Annotated in this window: 16 protein-coding genes; 12 read left to right on the plus strand and 4 right to left on the minus strand. The window is 66.7% G+C overall.

All coding sequences use genetic code 11. The features are described 5' to 3' along the window. Positions 1–89 precede the first annotated feature (89 nt). The 3 genes from K2W61_RS27185 to K2W61_RS27195 are packed head-to-tail and all read left to right on the plus strand — an operon-like array spanning position 90 to position 4426. On the plus strand, positions 90–1517 hold the full coding sequence (locus K2W61_RS27185; RefSeq protein WP_175135642.1) for an efflux transporter outer membrane subunit: 1428 nt from the start codon (positions 90–92) through the stop codon (positions 1515–1517). A gap of 20 nt (positions 1518–1537) precedes the next feature. Continuing rightward, positions 1538–2797 carry an HlyD/EmrA/EmrK family protein gene (locus K2W61_RS27190; protein WP_175135643.1) on the plus strand — a complete coding sequence of 420 codons (1260 nt, stop codon included), beginning with the start codon at positions 1538–1540 and terminating at the stop codon, positions 2795–2797. Positions 2798–2809: 12 nt separating this feature from the next. Beyond that, a complete protein-coding gene (locus K2W61_RS27195; RefSeq protein WP_175135644.1) occupies positions 2810–4426 on the plus strand; it encodes a DHA2 family efflux MFS transporter permease subunit in 1617 nt (538 codons plus the stop codon). Positions 4427–4498: 72 nt separating this feature from the next. Here K2W61_RS27195 and K2W61_RS27200 read toward each other — a convergent pair whose 3' ends face one another. The 3 genes from K2W61_RS27200 to K2W61_RS27210 form a co-directional block, all read right to left on the minus strand. Next, entirely contained in the window at positions 4499–5458 is a 960-nt protein-coding gene (locus K2W61_RS27200; protein ID WP_175141749.1) for a hypothetical protein, read from the minus strand. A gap of 26 nt (positions 5459–5484) precedes the next feature. Beyond that, positions 5485–6552 (minus strand): tartrate dehydrogenase, encoded by a 1068-nt coding sequence (locus tag K2W61_RS27205; RefSeq protein WP_236756932.1) that lies wholly within the window; start codon positions 6550–6552, stop codon positions 5485–5487. Positions 6553–6696: 144 nt separating this feature from the next. Continuing rightward, positions 6697–8211: a helicase HerA-like C-terminal domain-containing protein gene (locus K2W61_RS27210; RefSeq protein WP_175135646.1), complete on the minus strand. Its 1515-nt coding sequence runs from the start codon at positions 8209–8211 to the stop codon at positions 6697–6699. 159 nt (positions 8212–8370) lie between these two features. Here K2W61_RS27210 and K2W61_RS27215 point away from each other — a divergent pair, with 159 nt between their 5' ends. From K2W61_RS27215 to K2W61_RS27245, 7 genes are all read left to right on the plus strand, one after another. Further along, complete coding sequence (locus tag K2W61_RS27215; RefSeq protein WP_175135647.1) at positions 8371–9102, plus strand: YebC/PmpR family DNA-binding transcriptional regulator; 732 nt, start codon at positions 8371–8373, stop codon at positions 9100–9102. A 138-nt stretch (positions 9103–9240) separates the two neighbouring features. Then, positions 9241–10548 (plus strand): phosphoribosylamine--glycine ligase, encoded by a 1308-nt coding sequence (gene purD / locus K2W61_RS27220; RefSeq protein ID WP_175135648.1) that lies wholly within the window; start codon positions 9241–9243, stop codon positions 10546–10548. A 12-nt stretch (positions 10549–10560) separates the two neighbouring features. Then, on the plus strand, positions 10561–11472 hold the full coding sequence (gene hemF, locus K2W61_RS27225; protein ID WP_236756933.1) for an oxygen-dependent coproporphyrinogen oxidase: 912 nt from the start codon (positions 10561–10563) through the stop codon (positions 11470–11472). Then, positions 11469–12056: a nicotinate (nicotinamide) nucleotide adenylyltransferase gene (nadD, locus tag K2W61_RS27230; RefSeq protein WP_175135650.1), complete on the plus strand. Its 588-nt coding sequence runs from the start codon at positions 11469–11471 to the stop codon at positions 12054–12056. Before hemF ends, nadD begins: the two co-directional genes overlap by 4 nt. Before the next feature lie 76 nt (positions 12057–12132). Next, positions 12133–12537, plus strand: coding sequence for a ribosome silencing factor (gene rsfS / locus K2W61_RS27235; protein WP_175135651.1), 405 nt, complete (start codon positions 12133–12135; stop codon positions 12535–12537). Positions 12538–12548: 11 nt separating this feature from the next. After that, positions 12549–13019 carry a 23S rRNA (pseudouridine(1915)-N(3))-methyltransferase RlmH gene (gene rlmH, locus K2W61_RS27240; protein WP_175135652.1) on the plus strand — a complete coding sequence of 157 codons (471 nt, stop codon included), beginning with the start codon at positions 12549–12551 and terminating at the stop codon, positions 13017–13019. Between the two features lie 56 nt (positions 13020–13075). Then, entirely contained in the window at positions 13076–13690 is a 615-nt protein-coding gene (locus tag K2W61_RS27245) for a Maf family protein (protein ID WP_236756934.1), read from the plus strand. A gap of 72 nt (positions 13691–13762) precedes the next feature. Here K2W61_RS27245 and K2W61_RS27250 read toward each other — a convergent pair whose 3' ends face one another. Next, on the minus strand, positions 13763–15100 hold the full coding sequence (locus K2W61_RS27250; protein ID WP_175135654.1) for a dicarboxylate/amino acid:cation symporter: 1338 nt from the start codon (positions 15098–15100) through the stop codon (positions 13763–13765). A 296-nt stretch (positions 15101–15396) separates the two neighbouring features. On the opposite strand from K2W61_RS27250, the gene K2W61_RS27255 reads away from it, so the two are divergent. Both K2W61_RS27255 and K2W61_RS27260 read left to right on the plus strand, forming a co-directional pair. After that, on the plus strand, positions 15397–17334 hold the full coding sequence (locus K2W61_RS27255; RefSeq protein WP_236756935.1) for a sensor histidine kinase: 1938 nt from the start codon (positions 15397–15399) through the stop codon (positions 17332–17334). Next, entirely contained in the window at positions 17331–18761 is a 1431-nt protein-coding gene (locus K2W61_RS27260) for a sigma-54-dependent transcriptional regulator (protein ID WP_236756936.1), read from the plus strand. Before K2W61_RS27255 ends, K2W61_RS27260 begins: the two co-directional genes overlap by 4 nt. The last annotated feature ends 57 nt before the right edge of the window (positions 18762–18818 follow it).

An 18818-nucleotide genomic window follows, 5' to 3' on the forward strand; every position in this document is an offset into this window, starting at 1 on the left:
GCCCGTCCCCTGCATCAGGGGATTTTATTTGACATAATATTTGCCTAGGCAAATACAGATTAATCAATTACTTTCAGCAGATTGTCAGGATGAAACGCCTTCTTTCTACCGCATTAGTATTGGCCTTGAGCGGTTGCGCCCTGATGGAACCCGGTCCGGAACCGGCGACCGCCCTGAATGAAACCAAGCTGGGCCTGACCGGACAGGCCGTCACCTGGCCCGACACGCAATGGTGGCAGCGCTACGGCGACAGCCAGCTCAACGCCCTGATGGACGAGGCGCTGGCGAACAGCCCCTCCATGACCGCCGCACAGGCGCGCCTGGCCAAGGCCAACGCCGCGGTCAGCACGGCGCGCGCTCCATTGATGCCGCGCGTGGACGCCAACTACACGCTCAACCGCGAGCACCTGTCCAGCGATTACATCTATCCCGCCCCGCTGGGCGGTTCGGTCGTCAGCGACAACCGGCTGGCGCTGGACTTCAGCTACGAGCTGGATTTCTGGGGCAAGAACCGCTCGCGCCTGAAGGCCGCCGTCTCGCAGCAGGCCGCCGCCGCAGCCGACGCCCAGGCCGCGCGCAACGTGCTGGCCAGCGCCACCGTGCGCGCCTATCTCAATCTGCAGGACGCTTTCGCGCAGCGCGATGTCCTCAAGCGCGTGCTGACCCAGCGCGAGGAAGTGCTGGCGCTGACGCGCGGCCGCTATTCCGCCGGCCTGGATACCCAGGTCGAAGTCAAGCAGGCCGAATCGTCGCTGGCGGCCGGCCAGGTCGAACTGACCCAGACCGAGACCACGCTGGCGCAATTGCGCAATCAGGTCGCGGCGCTGGCCGGCGCCGGGCCGCAGCGCGGCCAATCGCTGGTGGCCACGCCCCTGACGGCGCCGGCCGGCACGGTGCCCGCCAGCGTGCCGCTGGCGCTGCTGGGCCACCGCCCGGACGTGGTCGCGGCGCGCTGGCGCGCCGAGGCCGCCCGCCACCAGATCGACAGCGCCCGCGCCGAGTTCTATCCCAACATCAACCTGGTGGCCTTCGCCGGTTTCCAGGCGATCGGCACCGGCAACCTGCTCGGCGCCGCCGCCCGCACCGCCGGCATCGGCCCGGCCGTGACCCTGCCGATCTTCCACGGTGGCGAACTGAACGCCAACCTGGCCAGCCGCCGCGCCGACGCCGACCTGGCCGTCTCCGACTACAACCAGACCGTGCTGGACGCCGTGCATCAGGTTGCCGACGCGCTCGACGGCCTGCGCCTGCTGGAGCAGGAACGAGCGCAGCAGCGCCAGGCGCGCGAAGCCATCGAGGCGGCCTACGAACTGGCCGTCAACCGCTACAAGGCCGGCATGGGCAACTACCTGACCGTGCTGATCGCGCAGACCGGGGTGCTGACCCAGGCCCGGCTCGACACCGACCTGCGCATCCGCGCCTACCAGCTCGACGCCAACCTGGCCACCGCCCTGGGCGGCGGCTATGCGCCCGCCCCCGCGCAACCGTCCGCGCCCGCCACGAACTCCACTCATTGAACGCTCCGGATTCAGACGTCATGAACGCAGCCACTCCCACGACCAATCCCGCCCGCAAACGCCTGCTGCTGATCGCCACCGGCGTTTTCATCCTCGTCGCGATCGCCTACGGCATCTGGTGGATCCTGTTCGGCGCCCACTTCGAAAGCACCGACGACGCCTACGTGCACGGCAACCTGGTGCAGATCACCCCGCAGGTGCCGGGCACCGTGGTGGCCATCGAAGCCGACGACACCGAGACCGTCACCGCCGGCCAGCCGCTGGTGCGCCTGGATCCGGCCGACACGCAGGTTGCCCTGCAGCAGGCCGAGGCCAAGCTGGCGCAGACCGTGCGCCAAGTCCGCACCTACTACGTCCAGAACGACGCGCTGGCCGCCGAAGTCGACCTGCGCAACGCTGACATCCTGCGTGCCCAGGCCGAACTGACCCGCGCCCAGAGCGACGTCACCCGACGCCAGCAACTGGCCAAGTCCGGCGGCGTCAGCGGCGAGGAAATCCTGCACGCCGAGGCGGCGCTCAAGAGCGCACAATCCGGCCTGGCGCAGGCGCGCGCGGCGCTGGCCGCCGCACGCGCCAAGCTGGCCACCAACCAGGCCCTGACTCAGGGCACCACGGTGGCCGACCACCCCGATGTGCGCCAGGCCATGGCTGGCCTGCGCAACGCCTGGCTGGCGCAATCGCGCACGGTGTTGCCGGCGCCCGTCGGCGGCGTCATCGCCCGCCGCAGCGTGCAGGTGGGCCAGCGCGTGGCCCCCGGCGCCGCGCTCATGACGGTGGTGCCGCTGGACCAGGTCTGGGTCGAAGCCAACTTCAAGGAAGGCCAGTTGCGCAAGATGCGCGTCGGCCAGCCGGTCAAGATGGTCGCCGATCTTTACGGCAGTTCGGTCACTTACCACGGCACCGTCGAGGGCCTGGATGCCGGCACCGGCAGCGCCTTCGCCCTGCTGCCGGCGCAGAACGCCACCGGCAACTGGATCAAGGTAGTGCAGCGCGTGCCCGTGCGCATCAAACTCGACCCTGCGGACCTGAAGGCGCATCCGCTGCGCGTGGGCCTGTCGATGGATGTGGAAGTCGACGTTGGCAAGCAGGAAGGCGAAACCCTGGCGGCCGCGGCCCGCAAGGAACCCGCCTGGTCGACGCGCGCCTTCGAGCCGGCCCATGACGAAGTCGACGCCATGATCCAGAAGATCATCCAGGCCAACCTCGCGTCCGACGAATTCAGTCCGCAGGCGGCCACCGCGTCCGTGGCCAAAGCGGGCGCGGCGCGCGGCGCCAGGTAAGGGAGGGCTCCCATGAGCACCACCGCGCAGCCCGCGGCCGGCGGCGGTCCCGCCGAACCCACCGTCCTCCCGCCGGGCACCTACCCGCCACTGGAAGGCGCGACCCGCATCATCGGATCGATCGCGCTGTCCACGGCGGTGTTCATGAACGTGTTGGACACCTCCATCGCGAACGTGTCCATCCCTACGATCTCCGGCGACCTCGGCGTCAGTTCCAGCCAGGGCACCTGGGTCATCACCTCGTTCGCCGTGGCCAACGCCATCACCGTGCCCCTGACCGGTTGGCTGACACAGCGTTTCGGCCAGGTGCGGCTGTTCCTGATCTCCACTCTGCTGTTCGTGCTGGCCTCATGGCTGTGCGGCTTCTCGCCGTCGCTCGAAGCCCTGATCGCCTTCCGCGTGCTGCAGGGCGCGGTGGCGGGCCCGATGATTCCGCTGTCGCAGACCCTGATGCTGGCCAGCTTCCCCAAGACCAAGGCGGGCATGGCGCTGGCGGTCTGGTCCATGACGACCCTGGTGGCGCCCGTAGCCGGCCCCTTGCTGGGCGGCTGGATCTCCGACAACTACACCTGGCCGTGGATCTTCTACATCAACGTGCCGGTCGGCCTGCTGGCGGCCTGGATCAGCTGGCGCATCTACGGCAAGCGTGAATCGCTGACCCGCAAGCTGCCGATCGACAAGCTCGGCCTGGTACTGCTGGTGATCTGGGTCGGCGCGTTGCAGATCATGCTCGACAAGGGCAAGGAACTGGACTGGTTCGCCAGCCCCACCATCATCGCGCTGGCCGCCATCGCCTTCGTCGCCTTCGTTTTCTTCCTGATCTGGGAATTGACCGACGCGCATCCGGTGGTCGACCTGCGCCTGTTCAAGGAGCGCAACTTCACGGTCGGCGCGTTGACCCTGGCCGTGGCCTACGGCGTGTTCTTCGGCAACGTGGTGCTGCTGCCGCTCTGGTTGCAGAGCTACATGGGCTACACGGCCACCTACGCCGGCATGGTGACCGCGCCGGTGGGCCTGCTGGCGATCCTGCTCACGCCCATTGTCGGCAAGATGCTGGCCACGCGCGATCCGCGCCAGATTGTCACCGTGGCGTTCCTGATCTTCGCGCTGGTGTGCTTCATGCGGTCCGGCTTCAACACGCAGACCGACGTGCGCACGCTGATGATCCCCACCATCATCCAGGGCGCGGCAATGGCGGCATTCTTCGTGCCGCTGACCTCGATCACCCTGTCCAGCATCGAACCCTGGCGCATCCCGGCCGCCTCGGGCCTGTCGAACTTCCTGCGCCTGACCGCCGGCGCTTTCGGCACTTCGATCGCGACCACCTTGTGGGAAAACCGCGCCACCCTGCACCACGCCCAGCTGACCGAGGTCGCCAAGCCCGGCCAGCAAGCGTTCGACCAGACCCTGAACGCACTGCAGAACGGCGTCGGCATGTCGCACCAGCAGGCGCTGACCACGGTCGACCGACTGATCAACGCGCAAGCGTTCACCATGTCGGCGGTGGACGTGTTCTATGCGTCGGCGGTCATCTTCCTGCTGCTGACCGGCCTGGTGTGGTTCGCGCGGCCGCGCTCGGCCAAGGCGGGCGGTGGCGGCGCCGCGGAAGCGGCGGCTGGCGCTCACTGACGACGCCAATGCAAGGCGCCGCCCCAAAGGCGGCTGCCGGCCCACGAAAGGGCCGGCGCTAGCCGGGCCCTGTCAATCCTTCAGCAAGGCATGCCAGTCCTGCCGCTCGATCACCTCGGGCGGCAAGGCGCTGACCGGTGACAGGTTGATCACCGAGACGCCGCGGCTGCGCCACTGAGGCGCCGCGAAACGGAACGACGGCTCGATGAGCCGCGCGAAATTGCGCGCCAGCCGGCTGGCCTGCGGCGTGGAGCCTTCATCGTAAAAACGCATGCCATGCTGCAGGTTCAGGTCCAGGCCGTGCAAATAGACCTTGCGCGCGCCGCCGGAGATCAAGACCTGCAACGCGACATAGGCCACCGTATCGGCATCGAATACCCCCAGCGAGGCATCGAAGCTGAAGCCCAATCCCTGCTTCGCATCCAGCAGTTGCAGATCGGGCGAGGCCGCCACCATGCGCTTGAGCACGGCCGGCGCCGCGCTACGCTGGTAGGCACGTTCGGAAATCAATTCGACGATGCAGATGCGGCAGCGAATCAGTTCCTGCGGAATCCCCTGCATGATGTATCGCAGCACCTCCGGCAACACGTACAGCGTCAAGTCACAGGCGACGATCTCGCGCACCAGGTCGATGCGATCCCGCACGAAGTTCTGGTCAATGATGCAGTAATACTTGAACGGCACCTTGAACTTGTGCCTGAGCGCAATCGAGCCGTTCACGCCCATCGCCGCGCCGACGGCCAGACGGTCGTACGGAATCTCGGCGATCGATGGACCGCTCAGGATCAGATGCACCTCGCGGTCGTCGGGGTCGTACCCCTGCTCCAGCGGCGTGATGGGCTGCGTGCGGCCGAACGCCCGGAAACTACAGATCACCCCCGCCGGATTGCGCCAGATCCGCACGAACGGCCACAGATGCTGGTTGTGCCGTTGCGTGCGCGAACGCAGCATGCGAAACAGCTTGCGGGCGAACCGGTCGGCGCGGCCTCCCCCCACCGGTGTCGGCGGCGAGGAAGCGACCGAGTCGACCATGTCTTCGGCCCCCTGCGGATGCACCGTTAGGCCGCCGCGATCAACGACGCGATGGCATCGCCGACTTCAGCGGTCGAGGCGCTGCCCTGCATGTCGCGCGTGCGCGGGCCTTCGGCCAGCACCGTTTCGATGGCGCGCACCACGGCCGCCGAAGCGTCGGGATAACCCAGGAAATCCAGCATCAGCGCGCCACTCCAGATCTGGCCGATCGGGTTGGCGATGCCTTTGCCGTAAATGTCAGGTGCGGAACCGTGCACGGGCTCGAACAGGGACGGGAACTTGCGCTCCGGGTTCAGGTTGGCCGACGGCGCGATGCCGATCGTCCCGGTGCAGGCAGGCCCCAGATCGGACAGGATATCGCCGAAAAGATTGGAGGCCACGACCACATCGAACCAATCCGGATGCTGCACAAAGTGCGCGCAAAGAATATCGATGTGGTATTTGTCCCAGCGCACATCCGGATAGTTCCCGGCCATGGCCGCGACCCGCTGGTCCCACCAGGGCATCGAAATGGAAATGCCGTTGGACTTGGTGGCCGCCGTCAGGTGCTTGCCGCGCTTGCCGGCCAGTTCGAACGCGAATTTCAGCACGCGATCGGCGCCGACGCGAGTGAACACGCTTTCCTGGATCACCACTTCGCGCTCGGTACCCCCGAACAGGACGCCACCACTATTGGAATACTCGCCCTCGGTATTTTCGCGCACGATGAAGAAGTCGATTTCACCGGGCTTGCGGCCGGCCAGCGGCGACGGCACACCCGGCATCAGACGCACCGGACGCAGGTTGATGTACTGGTCGAATTCGCGGCGGAACTTGAACAAGGATCCCCACAGCGCCTCGTGATCGGGCACCGTGGCGGGCCAGCCGATGGCGCCAAAGAAAATGGCTTCATGCTGGCCGATCTGCTGCTGCCAGTCGTCGGGCATCATCTTGCCGTGCTTGGCGTAGTAGTCGCAGCTCCAGTCGAAATGATCCCACTGGAAGTCGATGCCGAAGCGCGTGGCCACGGCATCGAGCACCTTCAAACCTTCCGGCACGACTTCCTTGCCGATCCCATCGCCGGGGAGCACTGCAATCTTGTGTTTCGCCACCACTATTTCCTTTGGATTTCTGAGTTATGTCGGCCAGAATCATAGGCATAAATGGCGTGAGTGCAATAGCCCCTCGTTACAAAGAACGCATTACCCCGCATTACAAGACGCGGTAACCGCTTTTGTGCCAAAAATGGAATACAGCGTTCAACGCCGCGACTTGGAGCCCAGCAGCGAACCCAGGATACCTCGCGCCAGTTCGCGCGCGATGGATCGCGCCGTGCTCTTGGCCACGGTCTGGACGACACCATCGCGCTTGCCGCCGCGTGGCCCGGTCGAACCGAACAGCACGTCGTTCAGGCTGTCCATGAAGCCGCCACGTTCTTCGGCCGGCGCCTTGCCCGCGCCCGGGGCCGGCTCTGCCGGCGCCTGTCCGGCCGGCTTCGCGGCGCGTCCGGCCAGCACTTCGTAGGCGGACTCCCGGTCAATGGCCTGCCCGTACTTGGCGGACATCGGGCTTGCCTGGCGCAGGGCCTGGCGCTCGGCGTCCGTGGCCGGGCCGATGCGGCTCGCCGGCGGCACGACCCAGGCGCGTTCGGTCGGCATCGGCCGGCCCTTGGCGTCCAGCAGCGACACCAGCGCCTCGCCCACGCCCAGTTCCGTGATCGCCGCCTCGATGTCCAGCCCCGGATTGGGCCGCATGGTCTGCGCGGCGGTCTTGACCGCCTTCTGGTCGCGCGGCGTGAAGGCCCGCAGCGCGTGCTGCACCCGGTTGCCCAACTGGCCCAGTACCGTGTCCGGGATATCGAGCGGATTCTGCGTGACGAAATAGACGCCCACGCCCTTGGAGCGCACCAGCCGCACCACCTGTTCGATCTTGTTCAGCAACGCCGGCGGCGCGTCGTTGAACAGCAGGTGCGCCTCGTCGAAGAAGAACACCAGCTTGGGCTGGTCCGGGTCGCCCACTTCGGGTAGTTTCTCGTACAGGTCGGCCAGCAGCCACAGCAGGAAGATGGCATACAGCCGTGGCGCCTGCATGAGCCTGTCGGCGGCCAGCACATTGACGATGCCGCGGCCCTGGGCGTCGGTGCGCATCAGGTCGGCCACATCCAGCATGGGCTCGCCGAAGAATTTCTCGGCGCCCTGCGACTCCAGCGCCAGCAGGCCACGCTGGATCGCGCCGATGCTGGCTGAAGAGACATTGCCATAGCGGGTCTTGAGCTCGGCGGCGCGGTCGGCGACGTTCTGCAGCATGGCGCGCAGGTCTTTCAGGTCCAGCAGCAACTGGCCCTCGTCGTCGGCCACCTTGAAAACCAGGGTCAGCACCCCTTCCTGCGTATCGTTCAGTTCCAGGATGCGCGCCAGCAGCAGCGGCCCCATATCGGTGATGGTGGCGCGCACCGGCGTGCCCTGCTCGCCGAACACGTCCCACAGCGTCACCGGGCTGGCTCCCCAGGCCGGTTCGTCCAGTCCCAGGTTCTTGAGCCGCTCCTGCAGTTTCGGACTGGCCACCCCGGCCTGCGAGATGCCTGTCAGATCGCCCTTGACGTCGGCCATGAAGACCGGCGTGCCGAGGCGGGAGAAGGCCTCGGCCAGCACCTGCAGGGTGACGGTCTTGCCGGTCCCGGTGGCCCCGGTGATGCAGCCATGGCGGTTGGCCAGCGCTGGCAACAGGGCCAGCTCGGTCTGCGCGTTCCTGGCGATGACGATGGGGTTGGGCATGGGCTGCTCTCCGGACCGGAATGACTCAGATGCCCAAGTGTAGAGCCTGCCGCGGCGCTTGTGCGCGTGGCAATATGGACACAGGCGGCCGGCTCCCGGGCGCGCAGGCCGCCGGCACGGTAAAATGCCGCTTTTGCAGACAATTTATCCTGGGAAGCCATGGCCGGACACAGCAAATGGGCCAATATTCAGCACCGCAAGGGCCGTCAAGACGCCAAACGCGGAAAGCTCTGGACCAAGATCATTCGTGAAATCACCGTGGCGGCGCGCGCCGGCGGCCCCGACCCGGACAGCAACCCGCGCTTGCGCATGGCCTGGGACAAGGCCACCGACGCCAACATGCCCAAGGACAACATCCAGCGCGCCATCCAGCGCGGCGCGGGCGGCGCGGACGGCGACGCCTACGAGGAAGTGCGCTACGAGGGCTACGGCATCGGCGGCGCGGCGGTCATCGTCGACTGCATGACCGACAATCGCACCCGCACCGTGGCCGAAGTGCGCCACGCCTTTGCCAAGAACGGCGGCAACCTGGGCCAGGAAGGCTCGGTGGCCTTCATGTTCAAGCACTGCGGTCAATTCGTGTTCGCCCCCGGCACGCCCGAAGACCAGGTCATGGAAGCCGCCCTCGAGGCCGGCGCCGAAGACGTCACCACCGACGAGGAAGGCGTGATCGAAGTCATCTGCGCCCCGGCCGACTACGCCGCCGTGCGCAAGGCGTTCGACGAGGCGGGCCTCAAGGCCGAAGTCGACGGCATCGTCATGAAAGCGCTGAACGAAACCGAATTGGCCGGCGACGACGCCGTCAAGATGCAGAAACTGCTCGACGCCCTGGAAGGCCTGGACGACGTGCAGGAAGTCTATACCACCGTCATTTTCGACGAAGCGCAGTAATCCTTTACCCTGGCGCGGTAGGTCCCCGGGCCGCCCGCGTCCCGCTGTCATCGGCGCCGGGCCTGCCCGGCGCCGTGGCCTATTTCTCGGGCAGGTGTCCCACGACACTCGACTGGCAACCTTAAGACTCACGCAACGATGAAACTCCTGGTAATTGGCTCGGGCGGCCGCGAACATGCCCTCGCCTGGCGACTGGCCCGCTCTCCGCGCGTACACAAGGTGTACGTGGCGCCGGGCAACGGCGGCACCGAACGCGCCGAGCAGATGGAAAACATCCCGCTCACCAATGCCGAGGAATTGGCCGACTTCGTCCAGCGCGAAGGCATCGCCCTGACGGTGGTCGGCCCCGAGGCGCCGCTGGCCGCCGGCGTCGTCGACGTCTTCCGCGCCCGCGGCCTGAAGATCTTCGGGCCGACCAAGGCCGCCGCGCAGTTGGAAAGCTCGAAAGACTACGCCAAGGCCTTCATGGTCCGGCACAACATCCCGACCGCGCGCTACGAGACCTTCACCGATCCGGCCGCCGCCCACGCCTACATCGACCAGCAAGGCGCGCCCATCGTGATCAAGGCCGATGGCCTGGCCGCCGGCAAGGGGGTGGTGGTCGCCGCCACGCTCGACGAAGCGCATGCCGCCGTCGACGCCATGCTCGGCGACGGTTCCATGGGCGAAGCGGGCGCGCGCGTCGTCATCGAGGAATGTCTGGTGGGCGAGGAAGCCAGCTTCATCGTCATGTGCGACGGCCGCAACGTGCTCGCGCTGGCCACCAGCCAGGACCACAAGCGTCTGCAGGACGGCGACCAGGGTCCGAACACCGGCGGCATGGGCGCCTACTCGCCCGCCCCCATCGTCACGCCTGAACTGCACCACCGCATCATGCGCGAAATCATCCTGCCGACGGTGCAGGGCATGACGCGCGACGGCATCCCCTACACCGGCTTCCTGTATGCCGGCCTGATGATCGCCCCCGGCGATGACCCCGACCGCGATATCAAGACGCTGGAATTCAACTGCCGCATGGGCGATCCGGAAACCCAGCCGATCATGATGCGCGTAAAGAGCGACCTGCTGGATGCGCTCGAACACGCCGTCGAGGGCACGCTGGACCAGGCCGACATCACCTGGGACCGCCGCACCGCCCTGGGCGTGGTGCTGGCCTCGCACAACTACCCCAACACCCCGCGCACCGGCGATGTCATCCGCGGCCTGCCGGCCGACGCCGACGACTGCATGGTGTTCCATGCCGCCACCCGCCTGGTGGGCGAAGAAACCCAGACCACCGGCGGCCGCGTGCTGTGCGTCACCGCGTTGGGCGACTCGGTCAAGATGGCGCGCGACCGCGTCTACGAAGCCATCGACGGCATCCACTTCGACGGCCGCCAGTACCGTAGCGACATCGGCTGGCGCGCGCTCAAGCCGTCGCAGCAGAAGCCCAAGTCCAACGCGTAACCGGAAGCGCCGATGAACGCCTTGCCCGTCGCCGAGGTCCGCGACTACCTGACCGGCCTGCAGTCCCGCATTGTCGCCGCGCTGGAGGCCGCCGAGGGCGGCCCCTTCCGCAGCGACGAATGGGTCCGGGCCGAAGGCGGCGGCGGCCTGTCGCGCCTGGTCGAAGGCGGCCGGCTATTCGAACGCGCCGGCGTACTGTTCAGCCATGTCCGGGGTTCGAAACTGCCGCCTTCGGCTAGCGCGCACCGACCCGAACTGGCCGGCCGCTCCTGGGAAGCCATGGGCGTGTCGATGGTGCTGCACCCCCGCAATCCGTACGTGCCCACCACGCACATGAACGTGCGCATGTTCGTGGCTGCGGCACGTCCCGGCCATGACGAGGCCGACGTGTTCTGGTTCGGCGGCGGCATCGACCTCACCCCCTACTATCCCTTCGAGGAAGACGCGCGCCACTTCCACACCGTGTGCCGCGATGCCCTGGCCGGCCATGGCGCCGACTACTACCCGCGCTACAAACGCTGGTGCGACGAGTACTTCTTCCTCAAGCACCGCAACGAAACCCGCGGTATCGGTGGCATCTTCTTCGATGACCTGAACGCCCCCGGGTTTGACGCCTCGTTCGCCTTGACGCGCTCGGTCGGCGATGCCTTCCTGCGCAGCTACCTGCCCATCGTCGAGCGCCGCCGCGACACCCCCTACGGCGAACGCGAGCGCGACTTCCAGGCCTACCGCCGCGGCCGCTACGTCGAATTCAACCTGGTATTCGACCGTGGCACGCTGTTCGGCCTGCAATCGGGCGGCCGCACCGAATCGATCCTGCTGTCCATGCCGCCGCTGGCGCAATGGCGCTACGACTGGCAACCGCAGGCGGGCACGCCCGAAGCCGAGCTGGCCGCCTACTTGACGCCGCGGGACTGGGTGTGAAGCGCATCGGACTCCTGGGCGGCAGTTTCGATCCCGTCCACCTCGCGCATGTGGCGCTGGCCGACAACGCCTTGCGCGCGCTTGGCCTGGCCCAGGTGCAGTTGATCCCAGCCGCCAACCCCTGGCAGCGCGCCGCCCTGCATGCCAGCGCCGACCAGCGCCGCGCCATGCTGGAACTGGCCATCGCCGGCCATGACGGCCTGGCGGTCAACCCGATCGAACTCGAACGCGGCGGCGCCACCTACACCATCGACACCCTGCGTGCCCTGCCCGCGGATGCGCGCTACGTCTGGCTGCTGGGCGCCGACCAACTGGCCAATTTCTGCACCTGGCAAGCGTGGCGCGAAATCGCCAGCCTGGTGGATCTGGCTGTGGCGACGCGTCCCGGCACGCCCCTGGCGCCCCCCGCGGCGCTGAACGACTGGCTGCGCGAGCAAGGCCGCCAGCTTGAAGAACTGCCATTTGCGCCGATGCCGGTGTCGGCATCGCAGATCCGCGAGCGGCTGGCGCGCGGCGAATCGACCGATGGTCTGCTGGCCGCTCCGGTCGCCGCCTATATTGCGGCGCACCATCTTTACCGATAAACCCACACCTGCCCGGCGCGCTGCGCGCGCCCTGGAACCGGCATCCGCCGTGCTTCAGCGGGTTATATTTGCACCTATGGATATTCAGAAACTCCAACGCGCCGTCATTGACGCCCTCGAAGATGTCAAGGCGCAAGACATCAAGGTGTTCAACACCACGCATCTGACGAGCCTGTTCGATCGCGTCGTGATTGCCAGCGCCACCTCCAACCGGCAGACTCGCGCGCTGGCCGCCAGCGTGTCCGATCGCGGCCGCGCGCTCGGCCTGTCCGGCATCACGATCGAAGGCGAAGACACTGGCGAATGGGTGGTGGTCGACCTGGGCGACGTCGTCGTCCACATCATGCAGCCCGCCATCCGCCAGTACTACAACCTGGAAGAAATCTGGGGTGGCAAACCGGTGCGCGTCAAGCTGTTGCCCGAATCCACCCGTGCCGCGCCGGTCGCCAGCGACAGCGCCTACGACAGCGCCGACGACTAAGGCGGCGCGGCGTGAAACTGATCGTCGCCGCCGTCGGCACGCGCATGCCGGACTGGGTACAGACCGCCTGGGACGACTACGCCAAACGCCTGCCGCCCGACTGCGCGCTGGAACTGCGCGAGATCAAGCCTGAACCCCGCACCACCGGCAAAACGCCTGCCCAGATGATGGCGGCCGAGGCCAAGCGCATCGAGGCCGCCTTGCCGCCCGGCGCGCTGCGCCTGGCGCTGGACGAGCGCGGCCGCGACCTGACCACCATGGCCTTGTCGCAGAAACTCGAACAATGGCGCGCCGGCGGCCAGGATGTTGTCTTCCTGGTCGGCGGACCGGACGGCCTCGACGCCGGGCTCAAGGCCTCGTGCAGCGGACAGTTGCGCCTGTCGTCGCTGACTCTGCCGCACCCCATGGTGCGCGTGGTGCTGGCCGAACAGCTCTACCGCGCCTGGGCCATCATGACCAATCACCCCTATCACCGCGCCTGATGCCGGCCGCCGGGCGCCGGGCGCCAGCCTTGCGTACCTGCGGTGCGCCGCCACCCATGACTGACGCCTTCTCTCCCGCACGCATCTATCTCGCCTCCTCCAGCCCCCGGCGGCGTGAGCTGCTGACCCAGATCGGCCTGGCCCACGAGGTGCTGCGCGTGCCCGCGCCTCCCGGCGAAGACGAACCCCAACACCCGGGCGAACCTGCCGCCGACTACGTCCGGCGCACTGCGCGCGACAAGGCCGAGCGTGGCCGCGACTGGCTGCGATCACAGGCCCTGCCGGCGCTGCCACTGCTGGCCGCCGACACCACGGTGATTCTGGATGACCTGGTGCTGGGCAAGCCAGCCGACCGGGACGACGCGATCCGCATCCTGCAGGCGCTGTCCGGCCGCGCGCATCAGGTACATACCGCCGTGGCCTTGTGGAGCGGCGAACGCCTGCTGGAAGCGGTCTCCGTCACCGATGTGCGGATGCGCGTACTGCAACCCGACGAGATCGCGCGCTATTGCGACAGCGGCGAACCGTACGGCAAGGCCGGCGCCTACGGCATCCAGGGCCTGGCCGGCACCTTCGTGGCGCGCATCGAGGGCAGCTATACCGGCGTCATGGGCCTGCCGCTGTTCGAAACCGCCAACCTGCTGCGCGCGGCAGGCATTGTCCTTCCCTGACGCGCGGTCCCAAAGAAAAAGCCCCCGAACCTCGCGGTTCGGGGGCTTTTGCATGCCTCGGACAGGCGTCGATCAGCCTTGCAAGGTCGAGACCTGCGGCGCCACGGCCTGCGGTTGCGCCGCAGGCGCCCCGCCTTCAAGCGCCGCGTGCAACTGCTCCTTGTCCAGTTCGCCTTCCCAGCGTGCCACGACGACCGCGGCGGTGGCGTTGCCGACCAGATTGGTCAGCGCGCGGCATTCGGACATGAAGCGGTCCACGCCCAGGATCAGCGCCATGCCGGCCACCGGCACGGTCGGCACCACCGACAGCGTCGCCGCCAGGGTGATGAAACCGGCGCCGGTCACGCCCGCCGCCCCCTTGGAACTCAGCATTGCCACCAGCAGCAACAGGATCTGGTCGCCCAGCGACAGAGGAATATCGCACGCCTGGGCGATGAACAGCGCCGCCATCGTCATGTAGATGTTGGTGCCGTCCAGATTGAACGAATAACCGGTGGGCACCACCAGGCCGACCACCGATTTGGAACAACCCGCGCGCTCCATTTTCTGCATCAGCGTCGGCAGCGCGGCTTCCGACGAACTCGTGCCCAGCACCAGCAACAATTCTTCGCGGATATAACGCACCAGCTTCAGGATCGAAAAGCCGTTATAGCGCGCCACCATGCCCAGCACGACCACCACGAACAACACCGCAGTCGCATAGAACGTGCCCACCAGCATCGCCAGGTTGACGATCGACTTGATGCCGTACTTGCCGATGGTGAACGCCATCGCGCCGAACGCGCCGATCGGCGCGGCCTTCATCAGGATGGCCACCAGCTTGAAAATGGGTTGGGCCAAAGCCGTCAGGAAGTTCAGCACCGGCTTGCCACGTTCGCCCACCTGCGCCAGCGCGATGCCGAACAGCACGGCCACGAACAGTACCTGCAGGATGTCGCCGCCGACAAAGGGGCTGAAGATGGTGGTGGGAATGACGTTCAGCAGGAAACCTGTGATGGTCGAATCATGCGCCTTGGCGACATAGCCCGACACCGCCTTCTGGTCCAGCGTGGCCGGATTGATATGCATGCCGGCGCCCGGCTGCACGATATGGCTCACCAACATGCCCACAATCAAGGCCAGGGTCGAGAACACCAGGAAGTACAGCATGGCCTTGCCCGCTACCCGGCCGACCTTCTTCAGGTCGCTCATGGCCGCGATGCCAGTGGACACTGTCAGGAAGATCACTGGCGCGATGATCATCTTCACCAGCTTGATGAAGCCATCGCCCAATGGCTGCATCGCCTGGCCGAGGTCGGGCTTGAAATAGCCCAGCAGAATGCCCACCACGATGGCGAACAGGACCTGCACGTACAGGATTTGATAGAACTTGAGCTTGCGCGCGGGCGCGCCTTGATCCACGTCGATCATTGGGATTTGTCCCCACCAGGGGCCCCATGCTCCCTGCGATGGCACGCAGCGGGTATCGGGGCGTTTTCTCTTTTAGAGCGCTGCGTATCTCCGCAGGCCGATTTCACCCGGCGCGCGATGCCGCCAGGCTTGCCCCCTATATGCAAATGGCATGCCAACCGGTCCCGCACCTCAAGGCGGCAGCCAAGGCATTGATTTATCTGTATTTTTGACCTTACCCATTCAATCGCCATCGATAACATTGGCGAAATTTCACACAAAAACCGGATAGAATGTGCGAAAAACCGCACGCAACCATGCCATCCCGTTCTCCTCCCCAGCCCGCCGTGGCGCCTCCCGTTCCAGCCGACGGCCGCTCGTCAGGGCGACGCTCGGCCTGGCCATGGGCGATACTGGCCATCGCGGGCGCGGCCATCGTCGTCGGCGTACTGCACGTGGCCGGGCAGTGGGCGCGCGAGGGCGCGCTCAAGGAAGCGTATCTCCAGGCGCGCAGCGCCGGCCAGATCAACGCCGCCCTGCTGCGCAACAACCTGGACAAATTCCGCGCCCTGCCCTTTGTCCTGACCCGTGACGTGGACCTGCACGCCGCGCTGCGGACCCCCACGCCAGCCCTGATCGAATCCCTGGACGAAAAGCTCGACACGCTCAGCCATGGCGTGGGCGCCTCGGCCATCTATGTGTTGAACCGAAGCGGCTACGCGATTGCCGCCAGCAACTGGCGCGAACCGGCTACCTTCGTCGGCGTCGACTACCAATTCCGGCCCTATTTCCAAGGCGCGGTCGCGCATGGCGCCGCCGAGCATTTCGCCTTGGGCACCGTCAGCCACGAGGCCGGCCTCTACCTGTCCCGCCGCGTCGACGACAACCGCGGCGCGATGCTCGGCGTGGTAGTGCTGAAGGTGGATTTTCGCGATCTGGAAGCCGACTGGCGCCAGTCGAATGCGCCCATTTTCGTCACCGACGAGCACGGCGTGGTGTTGCTGGGCAGCCTGCCCGGCTGGCGCTTCCGCGTGCAGGCGCCGCTGGCGCCCGACCTGGCGCAGACCCTGCGCACCAGCTTGCAGTTCGGCGACGCCATGTTCCAACCGCTGCCACTACAACCGCCACTGCAGACCGTGACAGGCGGTCAGATCGTGCGGGCGAGCGAGCCCTTGCCACTGATCCCCGCCGGCGCGCCCATGCTGCACACCACGCTGCCAATCGTCGAGTCGCCCGGCTGGACACTGCATCTGCTGTCGCCGATGCAGACAGCGCTGAACCGCGCCACCGCCAACGCCCAACTCGGTGCCCTACTGGCGCTGGCGGTGCTGTCCGCCACCTTCGGCATCCTGCTGTATCGCCGCCACCGCAGCCGTGAGCGGGCCGCGCAGCAACTGGCCATCAGCCGGCAACTGGCCGCCCAGGTCGAGGACCGCACGGCCCAGCTGCGAGAGGCCAATCGGCAATTGCTGGGGCAAATGGACGAACGCCAGCGCACCGAAGCACGCCTGCACACCATGCAGGATGAACTGGTACAGGCCAGCAAGCTCGCGGTGCTGGGCCAGGTCGCCGCAGGCGTCGCGCATGAGATCAACCAACCCGTGGCCGCGATCCGCGCCTACGCCGATAACGCCGCCGAATTCCTGCGCCGCCAGGACACGCCTTCGGTCGAGGACAATCTCGGCACTATCGCTGCGCTGACCGAGCGGATTGGCCACATCACCGGCGAACTACGTGCCTTTTCGCGCAAGGCCGGCGCCACGGTCGGCCCCACCAGCTTGAAAGAGGCGCTCGACGGCGCCCTGCTGCTGGTAGGCCCACGCGCCAGGCGCCAGGGCGTGGCGCTGCACCGCCCGCCGGCCGGGCAGGACTATCAGGTGCAGGCCAACCGCATCCGCCTCGAGCAGGTGCTGGTGAACCTGCTGCAAAATGCCCTGGATGCGCTCGAAGGCCAAGCCGACGGCAACATCGTCATCGCCTTGCAGGACATGGGCGCCACGGTACGCTTGATCTTCAACGACAACGGCCCCGGCTTGTCGCCGCAAGCCAGCACGAACCTGTTCACGCCCTTTCACACCACCAAGGCCGAAGGCCTGGGATTGGGCCTGGTGATCTCGCGCGACATCATCGCCGAGTTCGGTGGCGACCTGCGCGCCGCGCCTCATGACGACACCATCCCTGCTACGCCCGACGGCTCCCGCCGTGGCGCGATATTCACCCTGACGCTGCGCAAATCGCCGCCTTCTCAACCATGACACGCGTTCCAGATCCCTCCTGCCCGCCGTCGAACCACGCTGACGCTGGCGCGCACGCTGCCGCCCCGTCGCCGGCGCCGCACGTGCTTTTTATCGACGACGATGAAGAGTTGCGCCGTGCCAACGTGCAGACACTCAGGCTGCACGACTTCACCGTGCAAGCCCACGCCAGCGCCCGCGCTGCGCTCGCTACGCTGAACCGCGACTTCGACGGCGTGGTAGTCACCGACATCCGCATGCCCGACATCGACGGGCTGCAACTGTTCCAGCGGCTGCGTGCGATTGATGCGGAGATTCCGGTCATCCTGATCACCGGTCACGGGGATATCGCCATGGCCGTGCAATGCATGCGTGACGGCGCCTACGATTTCCTGGCCAAGCCGTATCCCCCCGATCGCCTGATCGCCGCCATTACCCATGCAGCCGAAAAGCGCCATCTGATCCTGGAAAACCGGCGCCTGCGCGAAGCGGCGTTCACGGAGCAGGCCGACCAAGTCCCCTTTATCGGCACCACGCCGGCGATGCAACGCATCAAGCAAACACTGCGCCATATCGCCGACGCCGACGTCGACGTGCTGGTGGAAGGAGAAACCGGCACAGGCAAGGAAGTTGTCGCCACGGCCCTGCACCGCTTGAGCCGTCGGCGCCACCACGCCCTGGTGGCGATCAACTGTGGCGCGCTGCCGGAAAGCGTGATCGAAAGCGAACTGTTTGGCCACGAGGCGGGCGCCTTCACCGGCGCGCAGAAGCGGCGCATTGGGCGCATCGAACACGCCAGCGGTGGCACCTTGTTCCTGGACGAGATCGAAAGCATGCCCCTGGGAGTGCAGGTCAAACTGCTGCGCGTGCTGGAGTCACGCCAGATCACCCCTCTGGGCAGCAATGAGGTTCGTAATCTGGATCTACGCGTCGTGGCCGCCACCAAGGAGGACCTGGGCAGCCCTGCGGTTCGCGCGAGATTCCGCGAAGATCTGTTCTACCGCCTCAACGTCGTCACTATTCGCATCCCGCCACTGCGTGAACGTCGCGATGACATTCCACTGTTGCTGGCCCACTATCTGGGCCTCGCATCGCGTCGCTTCCAGCGCGACATCCCCGACATGCCCGCCGACCTCAAACGCCATCTCCTGACGCATGATTGGCCCGGCAACGTCCGCGAGCTCGCGCATTTCGCCGAGCGCTTCGTGCTCGGCGTACTTGATATGCCCAGCCTGGCTACGCCGGCCCCGGATAACGGGACGGGTACATTGCCGGAAAAGATGGAACGTTTCGAGGCCCAACTCATTCGCGAAGCGCTCGCCGCCCATCAAGGTGACGTGCGCGCGACGCTCGAGACGCTGGGCATTCCCCGCAAAACTTTCTACGACAAGTTGCAGCGCCACGGTATCGACCGCCAAGACTATACCGTCCCGATACCGCGCCTCTGAAGGGCTGGCTGGCCTTCCTGTGCGGCGCTGCCGCACCGGGGCGCTCTACACACACAA

This window comes from Achromobacter pulmonis (assembly GCF_021733725.1).
GTDB lineage: Bacteria > Pseudomonadota > Gammaproteobacteria > Burkholderiales > Burkholderiaceae_B > Achromobacter > Achromobacter pulmonis.